The sequence below is a fragment of the Cognatishimia coralii genome, assembly GCF_037478305.1.
GTDB classification, from domain to species: Bacteria; Pseudomonadota; Alphaproteobacteria; order Rhodobacterales; family Rhodobacteraceae; genus Cognatishimia; species Cognatishimia coralii.
Map to the genome: position 1 here is coordinate 41,510 of NZ_JBBGAZ010000001.1, position 20,170 is coordinate 61,679.

Genomic DNA, 20,170 nt, shown 5'->3' on the forward strand with positions numbered 1-20,170 from the left:
GTTATTGTGCCTCAACCCGCGCCTTTAAGGCTGCGCTGGTTTTGGCATAGGCTGGCTCGATCCAGTCGGAATTCCAGAACCAGAGGTAAAGCCCACGGTCGACCTCGTGTTGGGTGACTTTTGTGCCGCCTTCAACGGGTTCCAAAATCCAGCGATGGTCAAAGGTGATGACCAAAGGCACGCCCCCTTTTTGACGCAGCTCGCGCGCGGGCACTAAAGTGGCCACAGTGGCGGTCATCTCAAGCACGCTGCCCGAAGGATCCTGAACCTTGTTTAGAACCTTGCCGCCTTGTGCATATGCGCCCTGAACTTCAACAAAAGTCGGGTTCCAGTCAGGGTAGGCCGCGGTATCCGTCAGAACGTCCCAGATCTGCTCGGCGGGGGCTGCGATCACCGTTTCCACATGGAACGTCTTGGTGGTCAAAGCACCAACCGCCGCCGCCAAAGCGACGGCGATTGCGCCATAGGTTAGGATGTTGGCCAGCATTTACAGATGCTTGTCAAACCAAGCCTGAACGTCGGCCGCATTGGTGCCAACCCAGTTATAGGCGGCAAAGCGGCTTTTCTCGATGTCCAGCATCTTCAGCTCTTTGGTGGTGTTCAGACGATTGTAATAGTCGTTCACCATGTCCAGTTGAGTCCAAGGGTCATTCTGGTTTTGCACAACCATCGTTGGGATGTTGATGTTTGGCACATGATCCAAAAAATTTGGCTCGGCCAGATCAAAACCCAGACGTTCTTTGGTCACCTTGGCACCTGCACGTTGCAAGAAACCAGGCATACCAAGCGCGTCGACAAAGCAGCTATAGAGCAGCGGCTGAACCGCTACCAAAGCCTTGACGTTCTTGCGCGTCTGCATGCCGTCTTCCAGACCATAAGAATAGGTGGTCGCACCCGAGCCCATGCAGATCGACAAAAGGCCGATCGAGGCATTGGCAAACTCCGGACGGCCCGAAATATAGTCGACCGCGCCCAGAACGTCTTTGGCTTCTTCTGGGCCCCAGCTGACCCATGGTTTTGGTCCAAGGTCGCTTTCGCCGTGACCGCGCAGGTCATACATCAGGAAGGAATAGCCATTGTCGACGAAGTGCTTCGCCTGACGCAGGAACTTGATGTCTTCTTTCCAAGGCTTGATCGGGCCTTTGCCTTCGGGGCTCCAGCCGCCGCGGTTGCATTGCACACCAAAGTGGCTTTCGACGATCACCTTGTCGGTGCCGCCTTTGATCAACCAGCCGCGCAGGATCGTGCCGTCTGTCGCTGGGAATTCTACGTTTTCATAGTCCAGACCATATGCCTCTGGGCTGTCAAACAGCGGAGACTGATAGGGTTTGGTCATCATATTTGAGATCATATTGCCGAACATGGGGAGTGTCCTTTCTGTGGGGAGCGCTGCCTACAGCAGCCTGTCAAACGCGGCTGCCAAGTCTCGCGCGAATTGGGTGGTTAGGTTTGTTCCCGGGAATCCGTCAAAGGCGTGGACTGCACCGGGATATATATGGAATTCACAGGGTACGCGGGCACGGGTTAGCGTCATCGCATAGGCTGTGTCTTCTTCAAGAAAGAGGTCAAGGTTGCCGACGGCCATAAAACAAGGCGGCAAGCCTTCGTGCGAGACCGCATGTGTTGGCGAGAAGTGCCCGATCCGGTTGTCATCGATGGCGTAGTCCCCGCGTAGACTGTCCCAGCCAAAACGGTTGGCCGCTCGGACCCAGATGAATTCGCCCGTCGTCAGGTTGTTGACGGGAGCCTCTGTGGTGGCTGTGCGGTAATCCAGCATTGGATAGATCGGGAATTGCGCTTTCACCGGTACTTCACCGCGGTCGCGGGCCAGGATTGCCAGGGACGCACAGAGACCTCCGCCGGCGGAATGCCCCATGATGCTGATCCGCGTGGGGTCGATGCCAAGGCTGGCAGCATTCTGATAGGCATAAGTGAGCACATCGTAACAATCCTCAACCGGGCCAGGGAATGGGGTTTCTGGCGCCAGTCGATATTCCACGTTCAGAACAACAGCCCCTGAGGTCTGCGCGAGATCATAGCAATAGCCATCATATTGCTCTGCTGTGCCAAAGACATAGCCGCCGCCATGGATGTAGATAATCGCAGGCGCAGGTGTCGCGCGCGGCGTTTCCGGGCGGAACAGGTTGAAGCTGGCCGTGCTTCCAGGCATCTCAAAATGTTCCAGCGTTGGATTTTGTGTGCCTTGCCTTGGGCCATTCTCAAGCGCCTGGCGCAAAACTGCAAGGGAGTTAGAGTCCGGTACAAAACCCGCCATAGACTGCGCGAATTCGCGGTACTGAGGATCTACCAAATCCAGTGTAGAGGCTGTGATTTCAGCAGCGGCCGGAGCCGAACTTGCAAGGGTGATCTGCGGAAACCCAAAGGCTGCACCAGCGGCAAGCCCACTGGTTGCGGTCAAAAAGCCTCGGCGCGTTGTGGTCTTGGTCATGGGATATCTCTCTGTCTGAATGCGATGGGAGCTGATCCCATTGGGATCAGTCGATTTTCTAGGTATAACCTAAAGGTGCGCGTCGTACCAAGCGACCATCTCAGCTGGGTTCTTGCTGAAATAGCGATAGCCTTCGTAGCGCACAGGGGTTCCTTCGATCCAAAGCAGTTTCTTGTCTGGGTTTGGCAACAAGTCGTGGATGCCCTGCGCGTCAGATGGTTTTGTGGTCATGTCGTCTTTGACCTGAACAACCATAGTCGGCACTGTCACCTTGTCCGCACGTGCAATCGCGTTGGAATCTGTGTGACGGAAGCTGCAGTAATAGCTGTAGCGCTCGTTAAACCGCTCAACCGCGTTCTCAACACCCTGATCAGACAACGCACGTTCGATGAAAGGTGCGGCAGACAAAGGCTGAAGCGCGATCATGCAAGAGATGTGCTCGAATTCCTCTGGGTGTTTTTCCATCGCAATGAAGGTGGAGTTGCAGCCCATGCACTGGCTGTGCAGCGCGACTTTGGCATTCGGGAAACGCTCTTTTGCATAGCGCACAGAGCCGATCACGTCGCGCCATTCAATTGCGCCAACGCCGGTGATGTTGTCGGCACCAGCTGCGGAATGGCCGTGGCCGCGCAAATCATAGGCCAGAACGCTGTAGCCTGCGTCATGCAAAGCTTTATAGGCCTCGATAAAGTTGACTTCAAAACCGCCTTGGCCGGTCCATGGCTCCAGATGGCCGGGATAGCCATAGCGGTTCGCACCAATGAAATGGTTCACAATGATCAGCTTGTCGCCTTTGCCGGCAGGAATATACCAGCCGTCCAGCATCACGCCGTCCATGGCCGGGAAGAACACATCCTCATATGCCATGCCGAAATCAGACGGGCGGCGCAGAATTGGGGTGCGGAAAGAATAGCTCACGCCTTTGGCGATAGCGTCGATCATTGCGTCTTCTTGTGCCGTGTCCATTTTAGGTCCTTTCACTGTGTCAGCCATCAGGCTGCGATAGGGCAACACACCTGCTACGACTGCAGCGGTGCTTGATTGAAGAAAGTGTCGCCGGGTTTGGGTCATATCGTTAACTTTACAATTGGAGTAAACGTGTCCAATTGTATTTTACACTATTACCCCACTTGTCAAGTGGTAAAGTGTGAATTATTTTAGACCCATGACAGTTTTACAGCCAGATACCCCGACCGAGACCGAAGCCAAGATCGTCGCCGCTGCGATCCAATGCTTTGTGCGTTACGGTGCCCGCAAGACGTCCATGGCGGATATCGCCTCGGCCGCCGGCGTGTCACGACAGACGCTTTACGATTCCTTTGATGGCAAGGATGGGCTCATCCGCGCCGCGATCCGCTTTGTGACGGATCAGAACTTGCAGAAAGTGCGCGAGGGCGTTGCAGGGCTAAGTGATTTCGCGGATCAACTGGATGTCTATTTCCAACACACCGTGATCGAAAGCTTTGAGCTGTTGCAAACCGCAGCAGACATGGAAGACCTCATGGCTGGCCATAACGCTGCTGGGAAAGAAGAAATTAAAGCGTCGCATCAACGTCATGAGGCTCTGATGACCGAGCTTTTGATACCCTATGCGGTACCGCTGAAATCGCATGGTTTGTCGCCAGAGGCCCAAGCACATTATCTGATCGTTGTGATCATGAACCTGAAATACAGCGCTCAGACGCGGGCGGATCTGGATGGTCTCTTGGCAACGTTGAAAACCGGAACGCTTTCCGTGCTCAAAGGGTAGGGCGGTCTAAAGCTCTAACTCAAAATCGTCCTGATATTTCGCGCGCAGGAATTCAAAGAAGCGGTCGTGGAACAGAGCGGTGTGTTCATGCGCCAACCGGTCTGCATCTGCGACATCGCGCCGTTCTATTGCATCAATCATGGTGAAATGCTCGGGGCCCAGACTGCGCCCCTTTGCGCTGTCGCGGGTAAATTCAAAGTGCATATGAAGGATTCTGCGCCCTTCATCCAACAGTCGTCCGTAGCCTGCGGTGAAATAGGGGTTCTTGCCCGCGCGCGCCACGGCCATATGGAAATCCTTATTGGTCGCGGACATCGCCAGATGGTCTTCTTCAAGGCAGGCCGCATCATAGGCGGCCGCGCGGGATTTCATCTCGAGGATGTCGTCCGCCGTGCGATGCTGGGCCGCGAGGCGGGTGGTCATGCGCTGCAACAGATCCAGCGCTTCGACATAACGCGGGAACTCCATCAGGTTGATAGGGGCAACAAGAGTGGTGCGATTGGACAGCATTTCGACCATGCCTTCAGCCGACAAACGCACCAGAGCCTCGCGAATTGGCGAGCGTGACATAGAGAATCGCTCGGCCAATGCAGCCTCGTCCAAAGGCTGTGCCGGGGCGAGTTTCAGTTCGAGGATCTCGCGTTTCAGCGTTTCATAGACAAAACGACCGCCACCACCTCGCGCTGGCTTGGTTGAAGGGGAGGATTTGCTATTTTTCGTTGCCCCAAGGTCAGTTGCCATGACGCCCTCTGATGAATTTTTGAACATGTGCATCCTGAATCTACAGAATTTTCCTGCAATCCAGAGCGCCTAATTGAAATATATTGACGAGTCGACGAACTGTCGACTATTTTCCCAGCATCATTCACGTCGACACTTTGTCGACAAATGATCCCGACATTCGGGTCAACAGAGGAGAACACCTATGAAACTTAAAATGCTTGGCCTTGCCGCTGCTGGCCTTCTGGCTGCAGGCGCTGCTGCAGCTGATAGCCGTCTGGACGCGGCTCTGGACCGTGGCAAGCTGCTTTGCTCTGGCCACAACGGCTCTTTCCTTGGCTTCGCGGAAGTCGACGACAAGGGCAACTGGAAGGGTATGGACATCGACCTGTGTAAAGGTCTGGCCGCATCCCTGTTCGGCAAGTCCGAAGGCAACCTGGAAATCGTTCCTATTTCCTGGGCGCAACGTTGGCCTGCGCTGCAGTCCGGCGACATCGATGTGGTTATCAAACTGTCCGGCTGGACCCAGTCCCGCGACACCGAGCTGAACCTCGCATACTCTCTGCCTTACTTCGTTGGCGCATTCCACGTGATGGCGCACGCTGAACTGGGCGCAGAATCTGTGGCAGATCTGGACGGCGGTTCCATCTGCGTATCCGCAGGTACCTCCACCGAGCGCGTTCTGGCGTCCTACCTTGAAAACAACAACATCGACGCAGAAGTCGTTGTTTTCGAAAAAGGCGACGAAGTTAAGACCGCCTATTTCAACCAGCGTTGCGACGGACTGATCCTGTTCGCTCCGCCACTGGCCGCAACCCGCGCAACCTCTGACAACCCAGAAGCACACGTTATCCTCCCTGACGTGCTGGGTCTGGAGCCAGAAGCGATCATCGTCCCTGAAAATGATCCAAAATGGCTCGACGTTCAGAACTGGATGCTCTCCTCCCTGTGGTTTGCTGAAATCAACGGCATCACCCAAGCGAACGTTGACGAGATCCGCGCAAACCCTGGTTCCGCGCAAATCGGCAAATTCCTGGGCGTAACTCCAGGCTATGGCGAGCGTCTGGGTCTGTCTGATGACTGGGCTTACAACCTCATCAAAGAAGTCGGCAACTATGGCGAAATCTTTGAGCGCAACATCGCGACACCATACGCGCTTCCACGCGGTATGAACGAGCTCTACACAAACGGCGGTGTTTTCTATCCGCTGACTGTGGACTAAGTTGCTCCCTGCTCTGGGGCCAGACTATCGGCCCCGGAGCCCCTTTGAGTTCCAAATAAATGAACGTTCTGGCTTTAGGAGATGCGGATGCTATCGCTTCTCAGAAATAAAACTGTCCGTGACAATGCCATGCAGATTGGCTTCGTCGGTGGTCTGGTCTTGTTGATCTTGATCTTTATCATCACCGCGCGCACCAATCTTGAAGCACAGGGCATGACGTCGGGCTTCGGCTTCCTCAATCGCGCCACGGGCTGGGGCGTTAACTTTTCCCTGATCGAGTTCACCACGTCGGACACCTATTTCAAGGTGATCTGGGTCGGGATCCTGAACTCTATGTTCCTAGGGGCGATCGCGCTGACCATTGCGACTTTCCTTGGCACTTTGGTCGGCATCATGCGGGTGTCGGGCAATAAAATGGCCGAGCTGATCGGCACGACATTCGTTGAGATTTTTCGCAACCTGCCGCTGCTTCTGCAGCTGTTCTTTTGGTATTCGCTGCTGACCAGTCTGCCAAAACCAAAGCAGGGCATTTCTATCTTTGACGTGGCCTTCATTAGTGGCCGTGGGTTTTATCTTCCGGGGCTGAACGTCTCGGGTGGGTATGTGTTTGTTGTGTTCCTGATCCTTGTCGCGACCATCTCCCTGGCACTCTGGATTCGGCTGGCGAAACGCTTCAAGCGCATACCCGAGGTTCGCAAGACCATGATCACACGGATGTTGTGGCTGGGCTTTGTGGTGCTGACTGTTGTGATCTTCTGGCTCGGCCGGATCCCTGACACGCCGCTTCTTAATATCCCGTATCTCAAGGGTCTGAACTTCCGCGATGGCATCCGTGTCTCACCCGAGTTGCTGGCCTGTATCATCGCAATCTCCCTATACGGTGCCGCCTATATCGGTGAGATCGTGCGCGCAGGTTTCAATTCTGTCTCTAAAGGGCAGGGCGAGGCCGGTCACGCGCTGGGTCTGAGCCCCTGGCAGAACTTCAGCCGGATCAAACTGCCTCTGGCGATCCGGGCGGTGATGCCGACGCTGATCAACCAATATGTCTGGCTGTTTAAAGCCACCACCATTGGTATCGCGATTGGCTTCGTTGACTTCTTCATGGTGATCTCTACCTCGATCAACCAATCCGGTCAGACACTCGAACTGATCGCGATCCTGATGGGGGGCTTCCTGATCATCAACTACTCCATGGCCTGGGTTCTGAACCGCGTGAACGACGCGATCAAACTCAAAGGCAATCAGTTGCGGACCTAAGATCATGGCAAAGACTTATGTAGAACCAACCCTGATCGACCGCATTCGCGCCGATTACTTCTCGTCCCGCATGGACACGGCGATGACCACCGTCTTTGGCGCGCTGGCTCTGTGGGTGATCTATAACCTCGTCAGCTGGGGTATCGTGAACGCTGTGTGGTCCGCGGAAAACCGTGACCTCTGTGCCCATGGCTCTGGCGGAGCCTGCTGGGGCGTGATCGACAGCCGTTGGCGTCTGATCCTCTTTGGCCTTTACCCATACGAGGAACAATGGCGATCGGCACTGGCCTGTCTGGCGATTGTTCTGGTGGGCGGCCTGTCCTGCGTGCCGTATTTCTGGAACGCTAAACGGATCACCGCACTTTGGCTGACAGGTTTCGTAACCTTCTATGTTCTGATGCGTGGCGGCTATTTCGGCCTGACACCTGTCTTTGAACAGAACTGGGGCGGGCTGTCGCTGACGATCTTTATCTTTGCGGCAACGTCCTTGCTGGGCATGCCCCTGGCGATCATCTTCGCGCTCTTGCGTCGCTCTGAACTGCCGGTGATCGCCAAAACCATGGGCATCATCATCGACACCATCCGCTCGCTGCCATTGTTGTCGATCATGTTCACCTTTGCGATTGTCTTGCCTTTCGTGCTGCCCGACTGGCTGACTGGCGACAAGCTCTACCGCGTCATCGTTGGCTATGCGCTCTTCTTTGCCTGCTATCAGGCCGAGATCATCCGAGGTGGCATGCAAGCGCTGCCGGCTGGTCAGGAAGAGGCCGCCAAGGCGCTCGGCATGGGATACTGGCACCGCATCGGCTATATCGTGCTGCCACAGGCCTTCCGCAACGCGCTGCCGCCAACCATCAACCAGTTCGTGATCACCTTTAAGGAAACATCCCTTGTGGCGATCATCGGCTTCTTTGAAGTGGTCAAATCGGGCGATGCAGCCTTTGGCAACGCAGAATGGAATTTCGCCCATGTCGAAGTCTATAGCTTCGTCGCCCTGATCTATTTCGTCTTTGTTTTCGCGCTGTCCCGCTATGGCGCTTATCTCGAGCGGCGCTTGGCCGTGGCTGAACGCTAGGAGGTTACCCTAATGTCTACTCAAACCGCCGTCCAAATCTCTGATATGGACAAATACTACGGCAGCTTCCACGCGCTGAAGAACATCAACCTCGAGATCAAAAAGGGTGAGAAAATCGTGGTCTGCGGCCCATCTGGGTCCGGTAAATCCACCCTGATCCGTTGCCTGAACAAGCTCGAAGACTACCACGGTGGTTCGATCAATGTTCTGGGCACAGAACTGGATGATAACCTCGACAATATCGACGAGATTCGCCGCGAAACGGGCATGGTGTTTCAGCACTTTAACCTCTTTCCGCATATGACGATCCTGGAAAACTGCACCCTCGCGCCGATGCTCGTGCGCAAGCAGTCTCAGGCCGAGGCGGAAAAGATCGCGATGGAGTATCTGACCAAGGTCAAGATCCCAGAGCAGGCCGACAAATACCCAGGCCAACTTTCCGGCGGTCAGCAGCAACGTGTGGCCATTGCCCGCGCGCTTTGCATGAAGCCCGAGATCATGCTCTTTGACGAGCCGACCTCTGCTCTGGACCCCGAGATGATCTCTGAGGTGCTGGACACAATGGTCGAGCTTGCCAAAGAGGGTATGACCATGATCTGTGTCACCCATGAGATGGGCTTTGCCCGTCAGGTTGCAGATCGTGTGGTCTTTATGGCCGACGGTGAAATCGTTGAAGAGGCCGACCCACAAACTTTCTTTGATGCGCCCAAGCAAGAGCGCACAAAAACCTTCCTGAGCCAAATTCTAGGACACTAAGAACAATGAACGCAGAAGCTGTACACAGCCACTCAACCCACGACGCCCAAGCTGATGATCGCAACGAGAACATCAAGATCTGGGTGAACGGAGAGCTCGTCCATAAGGATGAGGCCAAAGTGTCGGTCTATGACTCTGGTTTCATGCTGGGCGACGGCATGTGGGAAGGCATGCGTCTTTATGACGGTGAGTGGGCCTTCTTTGACGAACATATGGACCGCCTGTTTAACTCGCTGAAATCCGTCTCTATTGATCTGGATATGGGCCCACAGGACATCCACAACCTGCTGAACGAAACCGCGGCCGCCAATGGTATGACTGACAACGCCCATGTGCGTTTGATGATCACCCGGGGCCGCAAAGCAAAGCCGTTCCAGCACCCGGGTCTGTCCCGTTTTGGTCCAACCGTTGTAGCGATCATCGAGCATTCCAAACCGGCCGAAAGCCTGATGGGGCAGGGCATCCGTCTAGCAACTGTGCCGCAGGTGCGCGGTTTGCCGATGTCTCAGGACGCAAAATACAACAGCCACTCTAAGCTGAACTGCATCATCGCCTGCCTTCAGGCAGAACAGGCCGGCGCTGATGAGGCGCTGATGCTGGATCCCAATGGCTTTGTGAACACCACGAATGCGTGTAACTTCTTCATCGTGCGTCGTGGCGAGGTTTGGACCTCGACTGGTGACTACTGCATGAACGGCGTGACCCGTCAGAAGGTCATCGACCTCTGCCGCGCGAACGACATTCCTGTGAAAGAGAAAAACTATTCCCTTTACGAGGCTTACGGCGCGGACGAGGCATTCCTGACCGGCACATTCGGGGCACAAACCCCGGTTGCTGAGATTGACGGCAAACGTATCGGAACCCATGATGGCGCGGGACCAATGACCCTGAAACTGCGCGCGCTGTATAAAGAGCTCGTCGCGCAGGATGTGGCGAAACAAAAGGCAGCGCGTGCATGAGCATAGGTGAGAAAATCGGGAATGGCGGCCTCTTGCTGCTGGGATGCGGCAAGATGGGCGGCGCGATGCTGCGCGGTTGGCTTGCGCAGGGTCTGGCGGCCGATCAGGTCACGGTTCTCGATCCTTATCCAGCGGATTGGTTGGTGGCGCTTGAAGCAGACGGTCTGCGTCTGAACAAACAGCCAGAGACCGCGCCCGATATCGCTGTGATCGCGACCAAACCGCAGATTATGGCCGACGCTATTCCTGGCGTTGCCGCCTTTGGCAATGGCCCGACCATGTTCATCTCTGTGGCGGCAGGTACGCTGATCTCGACCTTTGAAGAGATGCTTGGCGATAAAACTCCGATCATCCGCGTGATGCCAAACACACCTGCGGCCATTGGGGCAGGGATCTCGGCGTTGGTGTCCAATCACTCTGTGTCTGGCGACCAAATGGCTTTGGCCGAAGAACTCTTGGCCGCTGTGGGTCAAACAGTCCTCTTGGACAACGAGGACCAGATGCATGCGGTTACGGCCCTTTCGGGCTCTGGCCCGGCCTATGTCTTTGCCATGGCAGAGGCGATGACCTCTGCTGGTGAAAAGCTTGGCTTGCCGTCTGATATGGCGAAAAAGCTCGCGCTTGGCACCATCGCCGGCGCAGGACGGCTGATGCTGGAAAGCGGCACAGAGCCTGCCACCCTGCGCGAACAGGTGACCTCACCCAATGGCACGACGTATGCCGGGCTTCAGGTGTTGCAACAAACGCCTGAAGGGCTGCAAGACTTGATCGACGCGACGCTCAAGGCTGCGTCTGATCGCAGCGAGGATCTGGCGAAAGGTTGACGAAACGGGCCCTTCGGGGCCCTTTTCTTTAACCTTTGTTTAGCCCCAAAAGCCTCGACCCTCACTTGTTTTCAGGTCATACTTGGGCCAATGCTGGAGAATTGGTGTGCCCTTTCTATACGTCTATAGCCCAAGCGATTTCGTAGAGACTCCACCTGCAGAGTCCGGCGCGATGGCCGCAGGGTCTGGCACGTTCACGCTCGAGCTTGCGCCCGGCGCGACGCCCACGCTGATCGAGGTCAACGACGCCGACGGCGTGCTAGACGAAGTCGATTATAGTCAAACACTCGACAGTGGCGTGAACATCGACGGCACAGAATACGCCGAAGGCACAACGATCCATTCGGCCTATGACCTTCTGAACACCGACACGGGCCACAAAGTCACCAGCCTGCATTTCGGCGGAGACGGCTATGAGCAGGGTGCCATCCACGGCATGGTCTCGACTGTACGGTTTGAGCCCGGCCAAACCTATACATTCAACGTCGAACGCACCTCGCACAGGAAGAACAACCAATACGAGGACTATGTTGCCTGTTTTGCTGCTGATACGCTGATCAGAACCATAAAGGGCGACATCCGCGCCATCGACCTGAACGCCGGTGACATGGTGGAAACGCAAGACGCCGCGGCGCAGGTTTTGCGCATGAAGCTGTCTCGCGAGGTAGGGGCCGAGGAACTTGCCAAGCGTCCCAATCTACGCCCGATCTGCATCACCGCAGGGGCTTTGGGGCAGGGGCTGCCGAAACGCGATCTCTGGGTCTCGCCTCAGCATCGGATGTTGGTAGACGGCCCTTTGTGTGAACGCATGTTTGGTCGCGCCTCAGTGCTGATCCCTGCGCGGAAAATGTGCGCGTTGCCAGGGGTTTACGAAGATACATCCTGCACATCCGTCACTTATGTGCATCTGGTCTTCGACAGTCACCAACTGGTGTTCGCCGAAGGCGCGCCGTCCGAGAGTTTCTTTAACGGAGCCAAGGAATTGGCCGGCATGACGGACGAAGCGCGCCAAGAGTTCCTGTCGCTTTTCCCTCAGGCCGAGACGCGCCGCATCAACTCTAACGCCGTGCGCCCGATCCTTGAAGGTGCGCAGGCGCGGGCTTTGGCGCGGCGGCTTGGCAAAAACAACCAGCGTGTTCTGAAACAGGGCTAGCCCGCCTGAAACGCCGTCATTTCCTCTTCGATCCACCCTTGAAACGCGCGGGACGCAGGGGTGCTGCCGTGTTCTGGGGCAGGTTGCAGGAAATAGCCCTCGGAGAGTTCCGGACGATGATCGAAGGGCTCTAACAGGTCGCCGCGTGCCAGAATATCGCGCGCAAGCGTGTTATGCGACATGGTGATCCCCGCGCCATATATGGCCGCTTGCATGGAAATGTTGAACGTCGAGGTCAAATTCACCGCGCGGGGGGGCAGGGATTGCGGGCTTTTTGATTTCAGCCACTTGCCCCATGACCCTGTCACGCCAGCACAGTCAAAAAGAGTCGCTGTCGTAAGATCGATGTCGCCGTCTTGATAACTCGGCGCACAAACCGGGAAGAATTGCTCGCGCGTCAGCCGGATTGACGCGCGCGACATATCCTCGGACCGGCCAAAGCGGATGTCGATGGTGGCACCGGCCGCATGACGATCTGGATCCCAGATGGGGGTGACGATGTTCAGCACAAGCCAAGGATGCTGTGCATAAAGCCGCGCCAGACGGGGTGCCAACCAGAACACCGAAAACGCCAGATTGCATTGCAAGACCATGCTGCGGCCTCGGTCGCCTCCAATGAAGGCTTGCGTACCACTTGCCAGCAAATCGAAGGCTTCGCGCACCACGGGCAGATAATTGCTGCCGTCTTCGGTCAGTTCCAGCGCCCGCGTTTTACGCACAAAGAGCGCGCGATTGAGGAAACTCTCAAGGCTGCGCACATGCTGGCTGACCGCAGATTGGGTCAAGTTCAACTCACTCGCGGCGCGTGTAAACGACAGATGCCGCGCACTTGCTTCAAAGGCACGCAGCCAGGTCAAAGGGGGCAGGGATTGCGTCGTGTCGGCCATATGCGATGCACCTATAAGTTTTCTTAATGCATTAGCCGCAAATTCATCGTTTGTCAGCAGGGGCTTTCCTGAACAGAGTAGAGGCAAGCTAAGATCAAAGGACTTTCCCATGCGCGACGAACACCATTCAGCCAACCTCACTCATTGGGATGAAAGGGTGGATATGGCCGCAGCCTTCCGCTGGACCGCGCGACTGGGCATGCATGAGGCCGTGGCGAACCATTTCAGCCTCGCGGTGAATGAGGACGGCACCCAGTTTCTGATGAACCCGAACCAGCGCCATTTCAGCCGGATCAAAGCTTCTGATATGCTGCTTTTGGACGCCAACGATCCAACCACCATGGATCAACCCGATGCGCCCGATCCAACCGCTTGGGGGCTGCATGGCTCGATCCACCGCGCCTGCCCACATGCGCGCTGTGTGATGCATGTGCATTCCATCCACGCCACAGTTCTGGCCTGTCTGGCAGACAGCACCCTGCCGCCAATTGACCAGAACTGTGCGGCGTTCTTTAACCGTTATGTGGTGGATGACCAATATGCGGGACTAGCCTTTGAAGAAGAGGGCACGCGTTGCGCGGCCATGCTCAGCGATCCCAAGATCAAGACCATGATCATGGGCAACCATGGCGTGCTGATCATTGGCGATACCGTCGCCGATGCCTTCAACCGGCTTTATTATTTCGAACGCGCCGCCGAGACCTATATCCGCGCGCTGCAAACCGGACAGCCTTTGCGCGTCCTTTCGGACGAAATTGCTGAGAAAACCGCGCAGGAACTGGATGACTATCCGGATCAAAGCGGGCGTCACCTAGCCGAGCTTAAGGCGATCTTGGACGAAGAGGGCAGCACCTACGCCAATTAACACTGCGACCATGGAGGAGGAGACATGACCGCAACAGATCCAGAAAGCGACCGCTGGCATTATCGGCCAGACCACCTGGTGCCGCTAAATCCGCTGTTCAGCTGGCCGCCCAGCCCCCGCGCCGTGTGGAACTGGTATCGCGGGGCGTGGTTGCAGATCACGTCATTGACGCTCTGTATGGTCATGGCGCTGGTGGTATACTTTGCGGTTTTGCCGCCGCTTGAGAGCATGCAAAGTTTCGCCTTTGGCTGGATGTTTCGCATCTGGCTGATCAATATGGTCGCTCAGACCCTGGTGGCGGGCACCCTGCATTGGTGGCTTTACATCCGCAAAGGTCAGGACATGAAGACCAAGTTCGACCGGCGAGATCTGACGCGGAACAACGGTGTCTTTACCTTCAACAATCAGGTCTATGACAACATCTTCTGGACGCTTGGCAGCGCCATGACCGTGGCGACCGTCTATCAATGGATCATCTGGTGGGCGATGGCGAATGGCTTTGTGGCGACGGTGACCTTTGCGGAAAACCCAATCTGGTGTTTTGTCTGGATGGCCTTTATCCCAATGTGGTCAGGCCTGCACTTTTACTGGGTGCATCGGCTGTCCCATCACCCAAAGCTCTATAAATACGTCCATGCTGTGCATCACCGGAATGTTAACGTGGGGCCATGGTCGGGGATCTCGAACCATTGGTACGAAAACATCCTCTACTTCACGACCTATTTCATCCATCTGATCGTGCCCAGCCACCCTCTGCATCTGTTGTTTCACAATATGTTCCAACAGGTTAGCCCGATCCTGTCGCATTCAGGGTTCGAAAAGCTGATCGTAAAGGAAAGCGAGGCCGCGCGGTCCGGGGATTTCTTCCATCAGCTGCATCACCGCTATTTCGAGTGCAACTATGGCACCTCGGAAATCCCTTTTGATCGCTGGTTTGGCACCTATCACGACGGCACGGCCGAGGCGACGACGCGCACGCGCGCCTTCAAGAAACAGATGTATACCAAGTGAGTGCCCATGAAACGGATCTATGATTTCAGCCGCAGCCCCGCCGAGCGGAACTACACCATCGCCGATCTGCAGGCTTTGAAAGGCTCGGGCAAAAAGCTCTCGATGTCCAATCCCGCCAATGCCGACGAGCTGCGCGCCTGTATCGAGGCGGGGATCGACCTTTTGGTTGTCTGGGAGAGCCAGATCGAAGAAGTCCGCCAGATCGCGCCCACGCATTTCGCAGGCGTCAGCTCGACCTGGGCGCAGTTCGGCTCGGCGCAGGAAATCATGGACCATGCTTTTGATATGATGCGCAAAGGCGGGGACATGTATTATACGCTCCGGTCCTTTGATGTGATGGAGATGCTCGCCAAAGAGGGCATTCCGGTGCAAAGCCACATCGGCCTGATCCCGACCTTCAGCCACTATTGCGGTGGCCTGCGCGGGTTTGGTCGCAAGGCGGATGAGGCGATGGAGATCTATAAGACGCTGAAACGTATGGAAGACGTGGGTGTCTTTGCGGTCGAGGCCGAATGCATCGCCGAAGAAGTTCTTGAGGCGGTGAACGACAAGACCTCGATCGTGACCTTTTCGTTGGGATCGGGCATGGCGGGCGATGTGATTATGTCCTTTGTGGCAGATGTCTGCGGTGAGGCCAGCGAAGAAGACACGCCGCCCAAACACGCCCATGCCTTTGGCAATGTTGGGCGCTTGCACAAGCAAATCCACGAAGAACGTGTCGCAGCCCTTGGTGAATTCCACCGCGAAGTCGTGGCCGAGAAATTCCCCTATGCCAGCACCAACATCGGCATGCATGCAGGCGAGAAAGAAAAATTCCTAGAAGCCTTGGACAAATGGACGCCCACGCATCAATAAAGGCCCCTTGACCTTCCAGTAACTGGAGGCCCTATTTAGTCATGGACGTCACTCAATGAGGATCCCATGGCACAGGCAACGCGTGTTCAAATTGACATCACCGGTATGAACTGCGGCTCTTGCGTGGGCCGGGTGGAGCGGGCTTTGACCGACGTGCCAGACGTCGCTGAGGCCTCGGTCAACCTTGCGAGCGAAAGCGCACTAGTGTCGCTTGCCTCCAAAGGGCATGTGGATCGAGTGCTCGCGGCTTTAAATGAGGCGGGCTACCCCGGAAGCGTCCGTCAGGCAGAAGCGCCGAGACGGGATAAATCCGAGGAAATTGAAAACCTTAGGCGGTCGGTCATCCTGGCGGCAATTCTGGCCGCTCCGGTGTTCTTTGCCGAAATGGGCGGGCATCTTTATCCACCGTTGCACCATTGGATCGCAGCTAACATCGGGCTTGGGACATCTCACGTTCTTCAGTTTCTGTTGACCGCGCTCATCCTTATTGGGCCGGGGCGTCAGTTCTATCAGCTTGGCATCCCATCCCTCTTGAAGGGGGCGCCAGACATGAACGCTTTGGTGGCGCTTGGCACTTTGGCGGCCTTTGGGTTTTCTGTGGTGGCCACCTTCGCACCGTCAATTCTGCCTGCCGGAAGCGCCAATGTGTATTATGAGGCCGCCGCCGTCATCGTGGTTTTGATCCTGTTTGGACGTTATCTTGAGGCCCGCGCCAAGGGCCGCGCCGGAGATGCCATCGCCGAATTGGTCGGCCTCGCCCCCAAAACCGCGCGCGTTTTGCGAGGGGGTGGGCATAAGGATGTTCCCATTTCAGACATCGCAGTCGGAGACCTGCTGCAAGCCCGACCCGGTGAACGGATCGCTGTGGATGGCGTGGTGACAAAGGGCAGCTCTTATGTGGATGAGGCCATGTTGACCGGAGAGCCTGTGCCCGCTGCCAAGGGCGCGGGCGATGATGTGATCGCGGGCACTATAAACGGTCAGGGCGTTCTGACCTATCGCGCCGAAAAGATCGGGGCAGAGACAGTTCTGGCGCGGATTGTAGCGATGGTCGAAGAGGCGCAGGGGGCGAAGCTGCCCATACAGGCCTTGGTGGATCGCATCACGCTGTGGTTTGTTCCCGCAATCATCGGAGTGGCCGTGGTCACGTTTGGGATCTGGCTGCTCTTCGGTCCGTCTCCGTCCCTCATCTCAGCGATTGTGGCGTCGGTATCGGTTCTGATTATTGCCTGCCCCTGCGCCATGGGGTTAGCGACGCCCACCTCGATTGTTGTCGGAACGGGGAGGGCCGCGCAGTGGCACGTTCTTTTTCGGCGCGGAGATGCGCTGCAGCGTTTGCAGAACGTGGATGTTGTGGCTTTGGACAAAACCGGGACGCTTACTATGGGGCGTCCAGAAGTGTCGGGAATTTTCGTTGCAGAAGGTCTAGAGGAAGACGAGGTCCTGAAGGTCGCGGCCTCTGTCGAGCAACATTCCGAACACCCTCTGGCCCGCGCCATTGTCGATGCAGCGCAGGCGCGAGGTCTTGCGCTCTGTCAATCCACCGTTGTGACCGCCCACACAGGACGCGGCATCGAAGCACGCACGGATGAGCATCACATTCACTTGGGATCAGGCCGTTTCATGGCAGACATCGGGGCCAGCACGCAGGACTTTGAGCAGCAGGCTCAAACAGCGGCGCTTGCGGGGCAAACTCCTATCTTTCTTGCGGTGGCGGGGCGCTGTCTCGCCCTCATTCTCGTGTCTGATCAACTGCGAGACACCACACCCGCGGCGATTGGAAACCTCAAGGCGCGTGGCCTTGAGGTGGTCATGATCACTGGTGACACAGAGGCGACGGCTCAGGCGATTGCGCGGGATCTCGGCATCGATCGCGTCATTGCGGGCGTTTTGCCCGAAGGCAAATCAGAGGCCATCCGTGCGCTGCAATCAGGCCAACGCTCTGTGGCCTTCGTCGGAGACGGTATCAACGACGCACCCGCTTTGGCGCAAGCTGACGTAGGGATTGCGATTGGGACAGGGACCGACGTGGCGATTGAAACCGCTGACGTGGTTCCGATGTCGCCGGATCTGAACGGTGTGATCAATGCGCTGGACGTCAGCAAGGCCACCATGCGCAACATTCGCCAGAACCTGGGCTGGGCCTTTGGCTATAACGTCTTGCTGATCCCGGTGGCGGCAGGCGTTCTTGTGCCCTTCGGGGGGCCGCTCTTGTCGCCCATGCTTGCGGCTGGCGCGATGGCACTGTCCAGCGTCTTTGTCGTCACCAATGCGCTGCGGTTGCGCCTGTTGCGCCCCGCGCTGCCCTCGAAAGGAACCCTGTCATGAACATCGGACAAGTTGCGAAGTCCTCGGGGATCCCGGTGAAAACCATTCGCTACTACGAAGAGATCGGCTTTATCCGCCCGGATCGCGACGCCAATGGCTATCGGAATTTCGACGACAGAGACCTGCATAAACTGGCCTTTATCGGTCGCGCGCGGTCTTTGGGGTTCACCATCGAGGAATGCCGCGCGCTATTGGCGCTCTATGAGGACCAATCCCGCGCCAGTGCCGATGTGAAACGCCTTGCCATGGATCACCTGAAGGACATCGACGCCAAGATCGCCGCGCTGAAATCCATGCGGGACACGCTGTCTGACCTTGTGACCTCTTGCGCGGGTGATGACCGTCCCGATTGCCCGATCCTGAATGATCTTGCAGGGCGCTAATCAGGCCATTTTGGCGCGGGGCCCACGTATTTCTGGATCCACTCTTCAGGCACCTCAGAGCCATCATAGAGGAACGGCAAAATCCCGCGCCGTCCGCTTTTGCCGCGCATGGCTTTGATGTCGTCTTCAGACTTTGTCACCCGCTGCGACAACCTCCGCCCCCATTGTGCGAGATAGCCATAAAGCCGGTCAATCTCAGCCTGATGCGCATCGGTTTTGGCGAGGTCATGGAATTCCTCGGGATCGGTTTCCAGATCAAACAGCATAGGGCGGAAGCCACCCTCGGCGTGGATCAGTTTGAACCGCCCGTCAAAGACCATGAACAGCCGCGCATCCCGCGGCTCCAGCCCCAGTTTTACACAGACAGAGGTCGCCGAAAAATCATATTCGCTGATCGCATAGCTGCGCCAATCAGGCGTTTCCCCGTGCAGCCAAGGGGTTAAGGCGCGTCCCTCTAGGATGTGATCCGCCACCTTGCCCCCAGCGGCTTCGACAAAGGTTGGGGCAAGGTCGATGGATTCCACCAAAGCGTCACAGACCGTACCCCGCGTGGCGTCAGCCTGTCGACGTGGGTCATAGACAATGAGAGGCACCTTCACAGACTGCTCGTGGAACAGTTCCTTCTCGCCCATCCAGTGATCGCCAAGATAGTCGCCATGATCCGAGGTCAGCACGATCATCGTTTCTTTCATACGATCGGTTTGTTCCAAATAGTCCAGCAAACGTCCAAGCTGATCATCGCATTGCTTGATCAGCCCCATATAGGCAGGGATCACCTTTTGGCGGACCTCATCACGCTGAAACGCGCTTGAGATCGCGTTCTGCATATAGGCCCCAAAGACAGGATGGGCGTCCTCGCGTTCAACATCGTGGCGCAGCGGGGCTGGCACGTGATTTTCGCCATACATATCGTGATAGGGTGCGGGCACGATAAACGGCCAATGGGGTTTGATATAGCTGACATGAGCGCACCATGGCCCCTCGGCCTGTTCGATGAAATCGATGGTGCGGTCGGTCAGCCAGGGCGTCTCGCTGTGTTCCTCGCGAATGTTGGCAGGCTTGTCGGCGTTCTGAAACATCCAGCCTGAGGCGATTTGCCCGTCTGTGACCCCTGCATTGGCGAAGTCGGCCCAGGGGTTTTCGCCCTCATAGCCCTGCGCCTTCAGGTATTCATTATAGGGGCTGCGTTTCTCGTCATAGAACCCGTCAGGCCCATAGCCCCATAGCCCATCGTCTCTGATCCAGACGTCAAACCCGCATTCCGCCTGCCGCGCGCCGATCACAGAGTCAGGCGCAAGGCCCAGCCGCGCCATACCCTCGGCATCGGCCTTCATATGGGTCTTGCCGATCAGCCAACACGCCATCCCTGCTTTGCGCAGATGATCGCCCATGGTCAGCTCTCCGACCCGCAGGGGATAGCCATTCCACGCCGCTCCGTGGGACGAGACATAGCGGCCCGTATAGCTGCTCATGCGCGAAGAGCCGCAGATGGGGGACTGAATATAAGCGTTGGAGAACCGCACGCCCATCGCCGCCACGCGGTCGAAATTCGGCGTATGCAGATGCGGATGGCCCGCACAGCTTAGGTAATCAAACCGTAGCTGATCATACATGATGTAAAGGATGTTCATGCTCTGAGGACCTTTTATCCGCGCGGCTTTAACCGCCTTGGGCCC

The 20,170-nt window shown here is 56.6% G+C and carries 20 protein-coding genes; 13 read left to right on the forward strand and 7 right to left on the reverse strand.

The genetic code is table 11. The features are described from left to right. Position 1: 1 nt before the first annotated feature. From WG622_RS00180 to WG622_RS00195, 4 genes are all read right to left on the reverse strand, one after another. A complete protein-coding gene (locus WG622_RS00180; protein WP_339401735.1) occupies positions 2–487 on the reverse strand; it encodes an SRPBCC family protein in 486 nt (161 codons plus the stop codon). Beyond that, positions 488–1,363 carry an alpha/beta hydrolase gene (locus WG622_RS00185; RefSeq protein WP_339401736.1) on the reverse strand — a complete coding sequence of 292 codons (876 nt, stop codon included), beginning with the start codon at positions 1,361–1,363 and terminating at the stop codon, positions 488–490. A gap of 30 nt (positions 1,364–1,393) precedes the next feature. After that, positions 1,394–2,449 (reverse strand): alpha/beta hydrolase, encoded by a 1,056-nt coding sequence (locus tag WG622_RS00190; protein WP_339401737.1) that lies wholly within the window; start codon positions 2,447–2,449, stop codon positions 1,394–1,396. Between the two features lie 69 nt (positions 2,450–2,518). Then, positions 2,519–3,415 (reverse strand): alpha/beta hydrolase family protein, encoded by an 897-nt coding sequence (locus WG622_RS00195; RefSeq protein ID WP_339401738.1) that lies wholly within the window; start codon positions 3,413–3,415, stop codon positions 2,519–2,521. A 199-nt stretch (positions 3,416–3,614) separates the two neighbouring features. On the opposite strand from WG622_RS00195, the gene WG622_RS00200 reads away from it, so the two are divergent. Next, a complete protein-coding gene (locus WG622_RS00200) occupies positions 3,615–4,199 on the forward strand; it encodes a TetR/AcrR family transcriptional regulator (protein WP_339401739.1) in 585 nt (194 codons plus the stop codon). A 6-nt stretch (positions 4,200–4,205) separates the two neighbouring features. On the opposite strand, the gene WG622_RS00205 is transcribed toward WG622_RS00200, so the two are convergent. Next, positions 4,206–4,940, reverse strand: a complete 735-nt coding sequence (locus WG622_RS00205; RefSeq protein WP_339401740.1) for a GntR family transcriptional regulator — start codon at positions 4,938–4,940, stop codon at positions 4,206–4,208. A 184-nt stretch (positions 4,941–5,124) separates the two neighbouring features. On the opposite strand from WG622_RS00205, the gene WG622_RS00210 reads away from it, so the two are divergent. The 7 genes from WG622_RS00210 (at position 5,125) to WG622_RS00240 (ending at position 12,165) form a co-directional block, all read left to right on the forward strand. Next, positions 5,125–6,141 carry a transporter substrate-binding domain-containing protein gene (locus WG622_RS00210; protein WP_209355911.1) on the forward strand — a complete coding sequence of 339 codons (1,017 nt, stop codon included), beginning with the start codon at positions 5,125–5,127 and terminating at the stop codon, positions 6,139–6,141. An 87-nt stretch (positions 6,142–6,228) separates the two neighbouring features. Next, positions 6,229–7,398, forward strand: a complete 1,170-nt coding sequence (locus tag WG622_RS00215) for an amino acid ABC transporter permease (RefSeq protein ID WP_339401741.1) — start codon at positions 6,229–6,231, stop codon at positions 7,396–7,398. A gap of 4 nt (positions 7,399–7,402) precedes the next feature. Further along, the gene (locus WG622_RS00220; RefSeq protein ID WP_339401742.1) at positions 7,403–8,473 is read left to right on the forward strand and encodes an amino acid ABC transporter permease; all 1,071 of its coding nucleotides are present in this window, start codon (positions 7,403–7,405) and stop codon (positions 8,471–8,473) included. A gap of 12 nt (positions 8,474–8,485) precedes the next feature. Continuing rightward, entirely contained in the window at positions 8,486–9,229 is a 744-nt protein-coding gene (locus WG622_RS00225) for an amino acid ABC transporter ATP-binding protein (protein ID WP_339401743.1), read from the forward strand. 5 nt (positions 9,230–9,234) lie between these two features. Continuing rightward, positions 9,235–10,188: an aminotransferase class IV gene (locus WG622_RS00230; protein ID WP_339401744.1), complete on the forward strand. Its 954-nt coding sequence runs from the start codon at positions 9,235–9,237 to the stop codon at positions 10,186–10,188. Further along, positions 10,185–11,012 carry a pyrroline-5-carboxylate reductase gene (gene proC, locus WG622_RS00235; RefSeq protein ID WP_339401745.1) on the forward strand — a complete coding sequence of 276 codons (828 nt, stop codon included), beginning with the start codon at positions 10,185–10,187 and terminating at the stop codon, positions 11,010–11,012. Before WG622_RS00230 ends, proC begins: the two co-directional genes overlap by 4 nt. A 106-nt stretch (positions 11,013–11,118) precedes the next feature. Continuing rightward, positions 11,119–12,165 carry a Hint domain-containing protein gene (locus WG622_RS00240; RefSeq protein WP_339401746.1) on the forward strand — a complete coding sequence of 349 codons (1,047 nt, stop codon included), beginning with the start codon at positions 11,119–11,121 and terminating at the stop codon, positions 12,163–12,165. Here the strand turns inward: WG622_RS00240 and WG622_RS00245 are convergent. Then, the gene (locus WG622_RS00245; protein ID WP_339401747.1) at positions 12,162–13,052 is read right to left on the reverse strand and encodes a LysR family transcriptional regulator; all 891 of its coding nucleotides are present in this window, start codon (positions 13,050–13,052) and stop codon (positions 12,162–12,164) included. The two genes, WG622_RS00240 and WG622_RS00245, sit on opposite strands and share 4 nt — an antisense overlap. Before the next feature lie 109 nt (positions 13,053–13,161). On the opposite strand from WG622_RS00245, the gene WG622_RS00250 reads away from it, so the two are divergent. From WG622_RS00250 to cueR, 5 genes are all read left to right on the forward strand, one after another. Next, complete coding sequence (locus tag WG622_RS00250; RefSeq protein WP_339401748.1) at positions 13,162–13,917, forward strand: class II aldolase and adducin N-terminal domain-containing protein; 756 nt, start codon at positions 13,162–13,164, stop codon at positions 13,915–13,917. A 24-nt stretch (positions 13,918–13,941) separates the two neighbouring features. Beyond that, positions 13,942–14,928 carry a sterol desaturase family protein gene (locus WG622_RS00255; RefSeq protein ID WP_339401749.1) on the forward strand — a complete coding sequence of 329 codons (987 nt, stop codon included), beginning with the start codon at positions 13,942–13,944 and terminating at the stop codon, positions 14,926–14,928. 6 nt (positions 14,929–14,934) lie between these two features. Further along, positions 14,935–15,783, forward strand: coding sequence for a 3-methyl-2-oxobutanoate hydroxymethyltransferase (locus WG622_RS00260; protein ID WP_339401750.1), 849 nt, complete (start codon positions 14,935–14,937; stop codon positions 15,781–15,783). Positions 15,784–15,849: 66 nt separating this feature from the next. Further along, positions 15,850–18,111, forward strand: a complete 2,262-nt coding sequence (locus tag WG622_RS00265) for a heavy metal translocating P-type ATPase (RefSeq protein WP_339401751.1) — start codon at positions 15,850–15,852, stop codon at positions 18,109–18,111. Then, positions 18,108–18,494 (forward strand): Cu(I)-responsive transcriptional regulator, encoded by a 387-nt coding sequence (gene cueR, locus WG622_RS00270; RefSeq protein WP_209355922.1) that lies wholly within the window; start codon positions 18,108–18,110, stop codon positions 18,492–18,494. The genes WG622_RS00265 and cueR overlap by 4 nt, the downstream gene beginning before the upstream one ends. On the opposite strand, the gene WG622_RS00275 is transcribed toward cueR, so the two are convergent. Next, on the reverse strand, positions 18,491–20,125 hold the full coding sequence (locus WG622_RS00275) for a sulfatase-like hydrolase/transferase (protein WP_339401752.1): 1,635 nt from the start codon (positions 20,123–20,125) through the stop codon (positions 18,491–18,493). The two genes, cueR and WG622_RS00275, sit on opposite strands and share 4 nt — an antisense overlap. Positions 20,126–20,170 lie beyond the last annotated feature (45 nt).

Excerpts from the sequence above, each read along its gene's own strand:
- cueR (WP_209355922.1), top strand. The coding sequence starts at position 18,108 with ATGAACATCGGACAAGTTGCGAAGTCCTCGGGGATCCCGGTGAAAACC.
- WG622_RS00210 (WP_209355911.1), top strand. The coding sequence starts at position 5,125 with ATGAAACTTAAAATGCTTGGCCTTGCCGCTGCTGGCCTTCTGGCTGCA.
- WG622_RS00275 (WP_339401752.1), bottom strand. The coding sequence starts at position 20,125 with ATGAACATCCTTTACATCATGTATGATCAGCTACGGTTTGATTACCTA.
- WG622_RS00220 (WP_339401742.1), top strand. The coding sequence starts at position 7,403 with ATGGCAAAGACTTATGTAGAACCAACCCTGATCGACCGCATTCGCGCC.
- WG622_RS00265 (WP_339401751.1), top strand. The coding sequence starts at position 15,850 with ATGGCACAGGCAACGCGTGTTCAAATTGACATCACCGGTATGAACTGC.
- WG622_RS00205 (WP_339401740.1), bottom strand. The coding sequence starts at position 4,940 with ATGGCAACTGACCTTGGGGCAACGAAAAATAGCAAATCCTCCCCTTCA.
- WG622_RS00260 (WP_339401750.1), top strand. The coding sequence starts at position 14,935 with ATGAAACGGATCTATGATTTCAGCCGCAGCCCCGCCGAGCGGAACTAC.
- WG622_RS00190 (WP_339401737.1), bottom strand. The coding sequence starts at position 2,449 with ATGACCAAGACCACAACGCGCCGAGGCTTTTTGACCGCAACCAGTGGG.
- WG622_RS00230 (WP_339401744.1), top strand. The coding sequence starts at position 9,235 with ATGAACGCAGAAGCTGTACACAGCCACTCAACCCACGACGCCCAAGCT.
- WG622_RS00255 (WP_339401749.1), top strand. The coding sequence starts at position 13,942 with ATGACCGCAACAGATCCAGAAAGCGACCGCTGGCATTATCGGCCAGAC.
- WG622_RS00180 (WP_339401735.1), bottom strand. The coding sequence starts at position 487 with ATGCTGGCCAACATCCTAACCTATGGCGCAATCGCCGTCGCTTTGGCG.
- WG622_RS00215 (WP_339401741.1), top strand. The coding sequence starts at position 6,229 with ATGCTATCGCTTCTCAGAAATAAAACTGTCCGTGACAATGCCATGCAG.
- proC (WP_339401745.1), top strand. The coding sequence starts at position 10,185 with ATGAGCATAGGTGAGAAAATCGGGAATGGCGGCCTCTTGCTGCTGGGA.
- WG622_RS00225 (WP_339401743.1), top strand. The coding sequence starts at position 8,486 with ATGTCTACTCAAACCGCCGTCCAAATCTCTGATATGGACAAATACTAC.
- WG622_RS00245 (WP_339401747.1), bottom strand. The coding sequence starts at position 13,052 with ATGGCCGACACGACGCAATCCCTGCCCCCTTTGACCTGGCTGCGTGCC.
- WG622_RS00200 (WP_339401739.1), top strand. The coding sequence starts at position 3,615 with ATGACAGTTTTACAGCCAGATACCCCGACCGAGACCGAAGCCAAGATC.
- WG622_RS00195 (WP_339401738.1), bottom strand. The coding sequence starts at position 3,415 with ATGGACACGGCACAAGAAGACGCAATGATCGACGCTATCGCCAAAGGC.
- WG622_RS00185 (WP_339401736.1), bottom strand. The coding sequence starts at position 1,363 with ATGTTCGGCAATATGATCTCAAATATGATGACCAAACCCTATCAGTCT.
- WG622_RS00250 (WP_339401748.1), top strand. The coding sequence starts at position 13,162 with ATGCGCGACGAACACCATTCAGCCAACCTCACTCATTGGGATGAAAGG.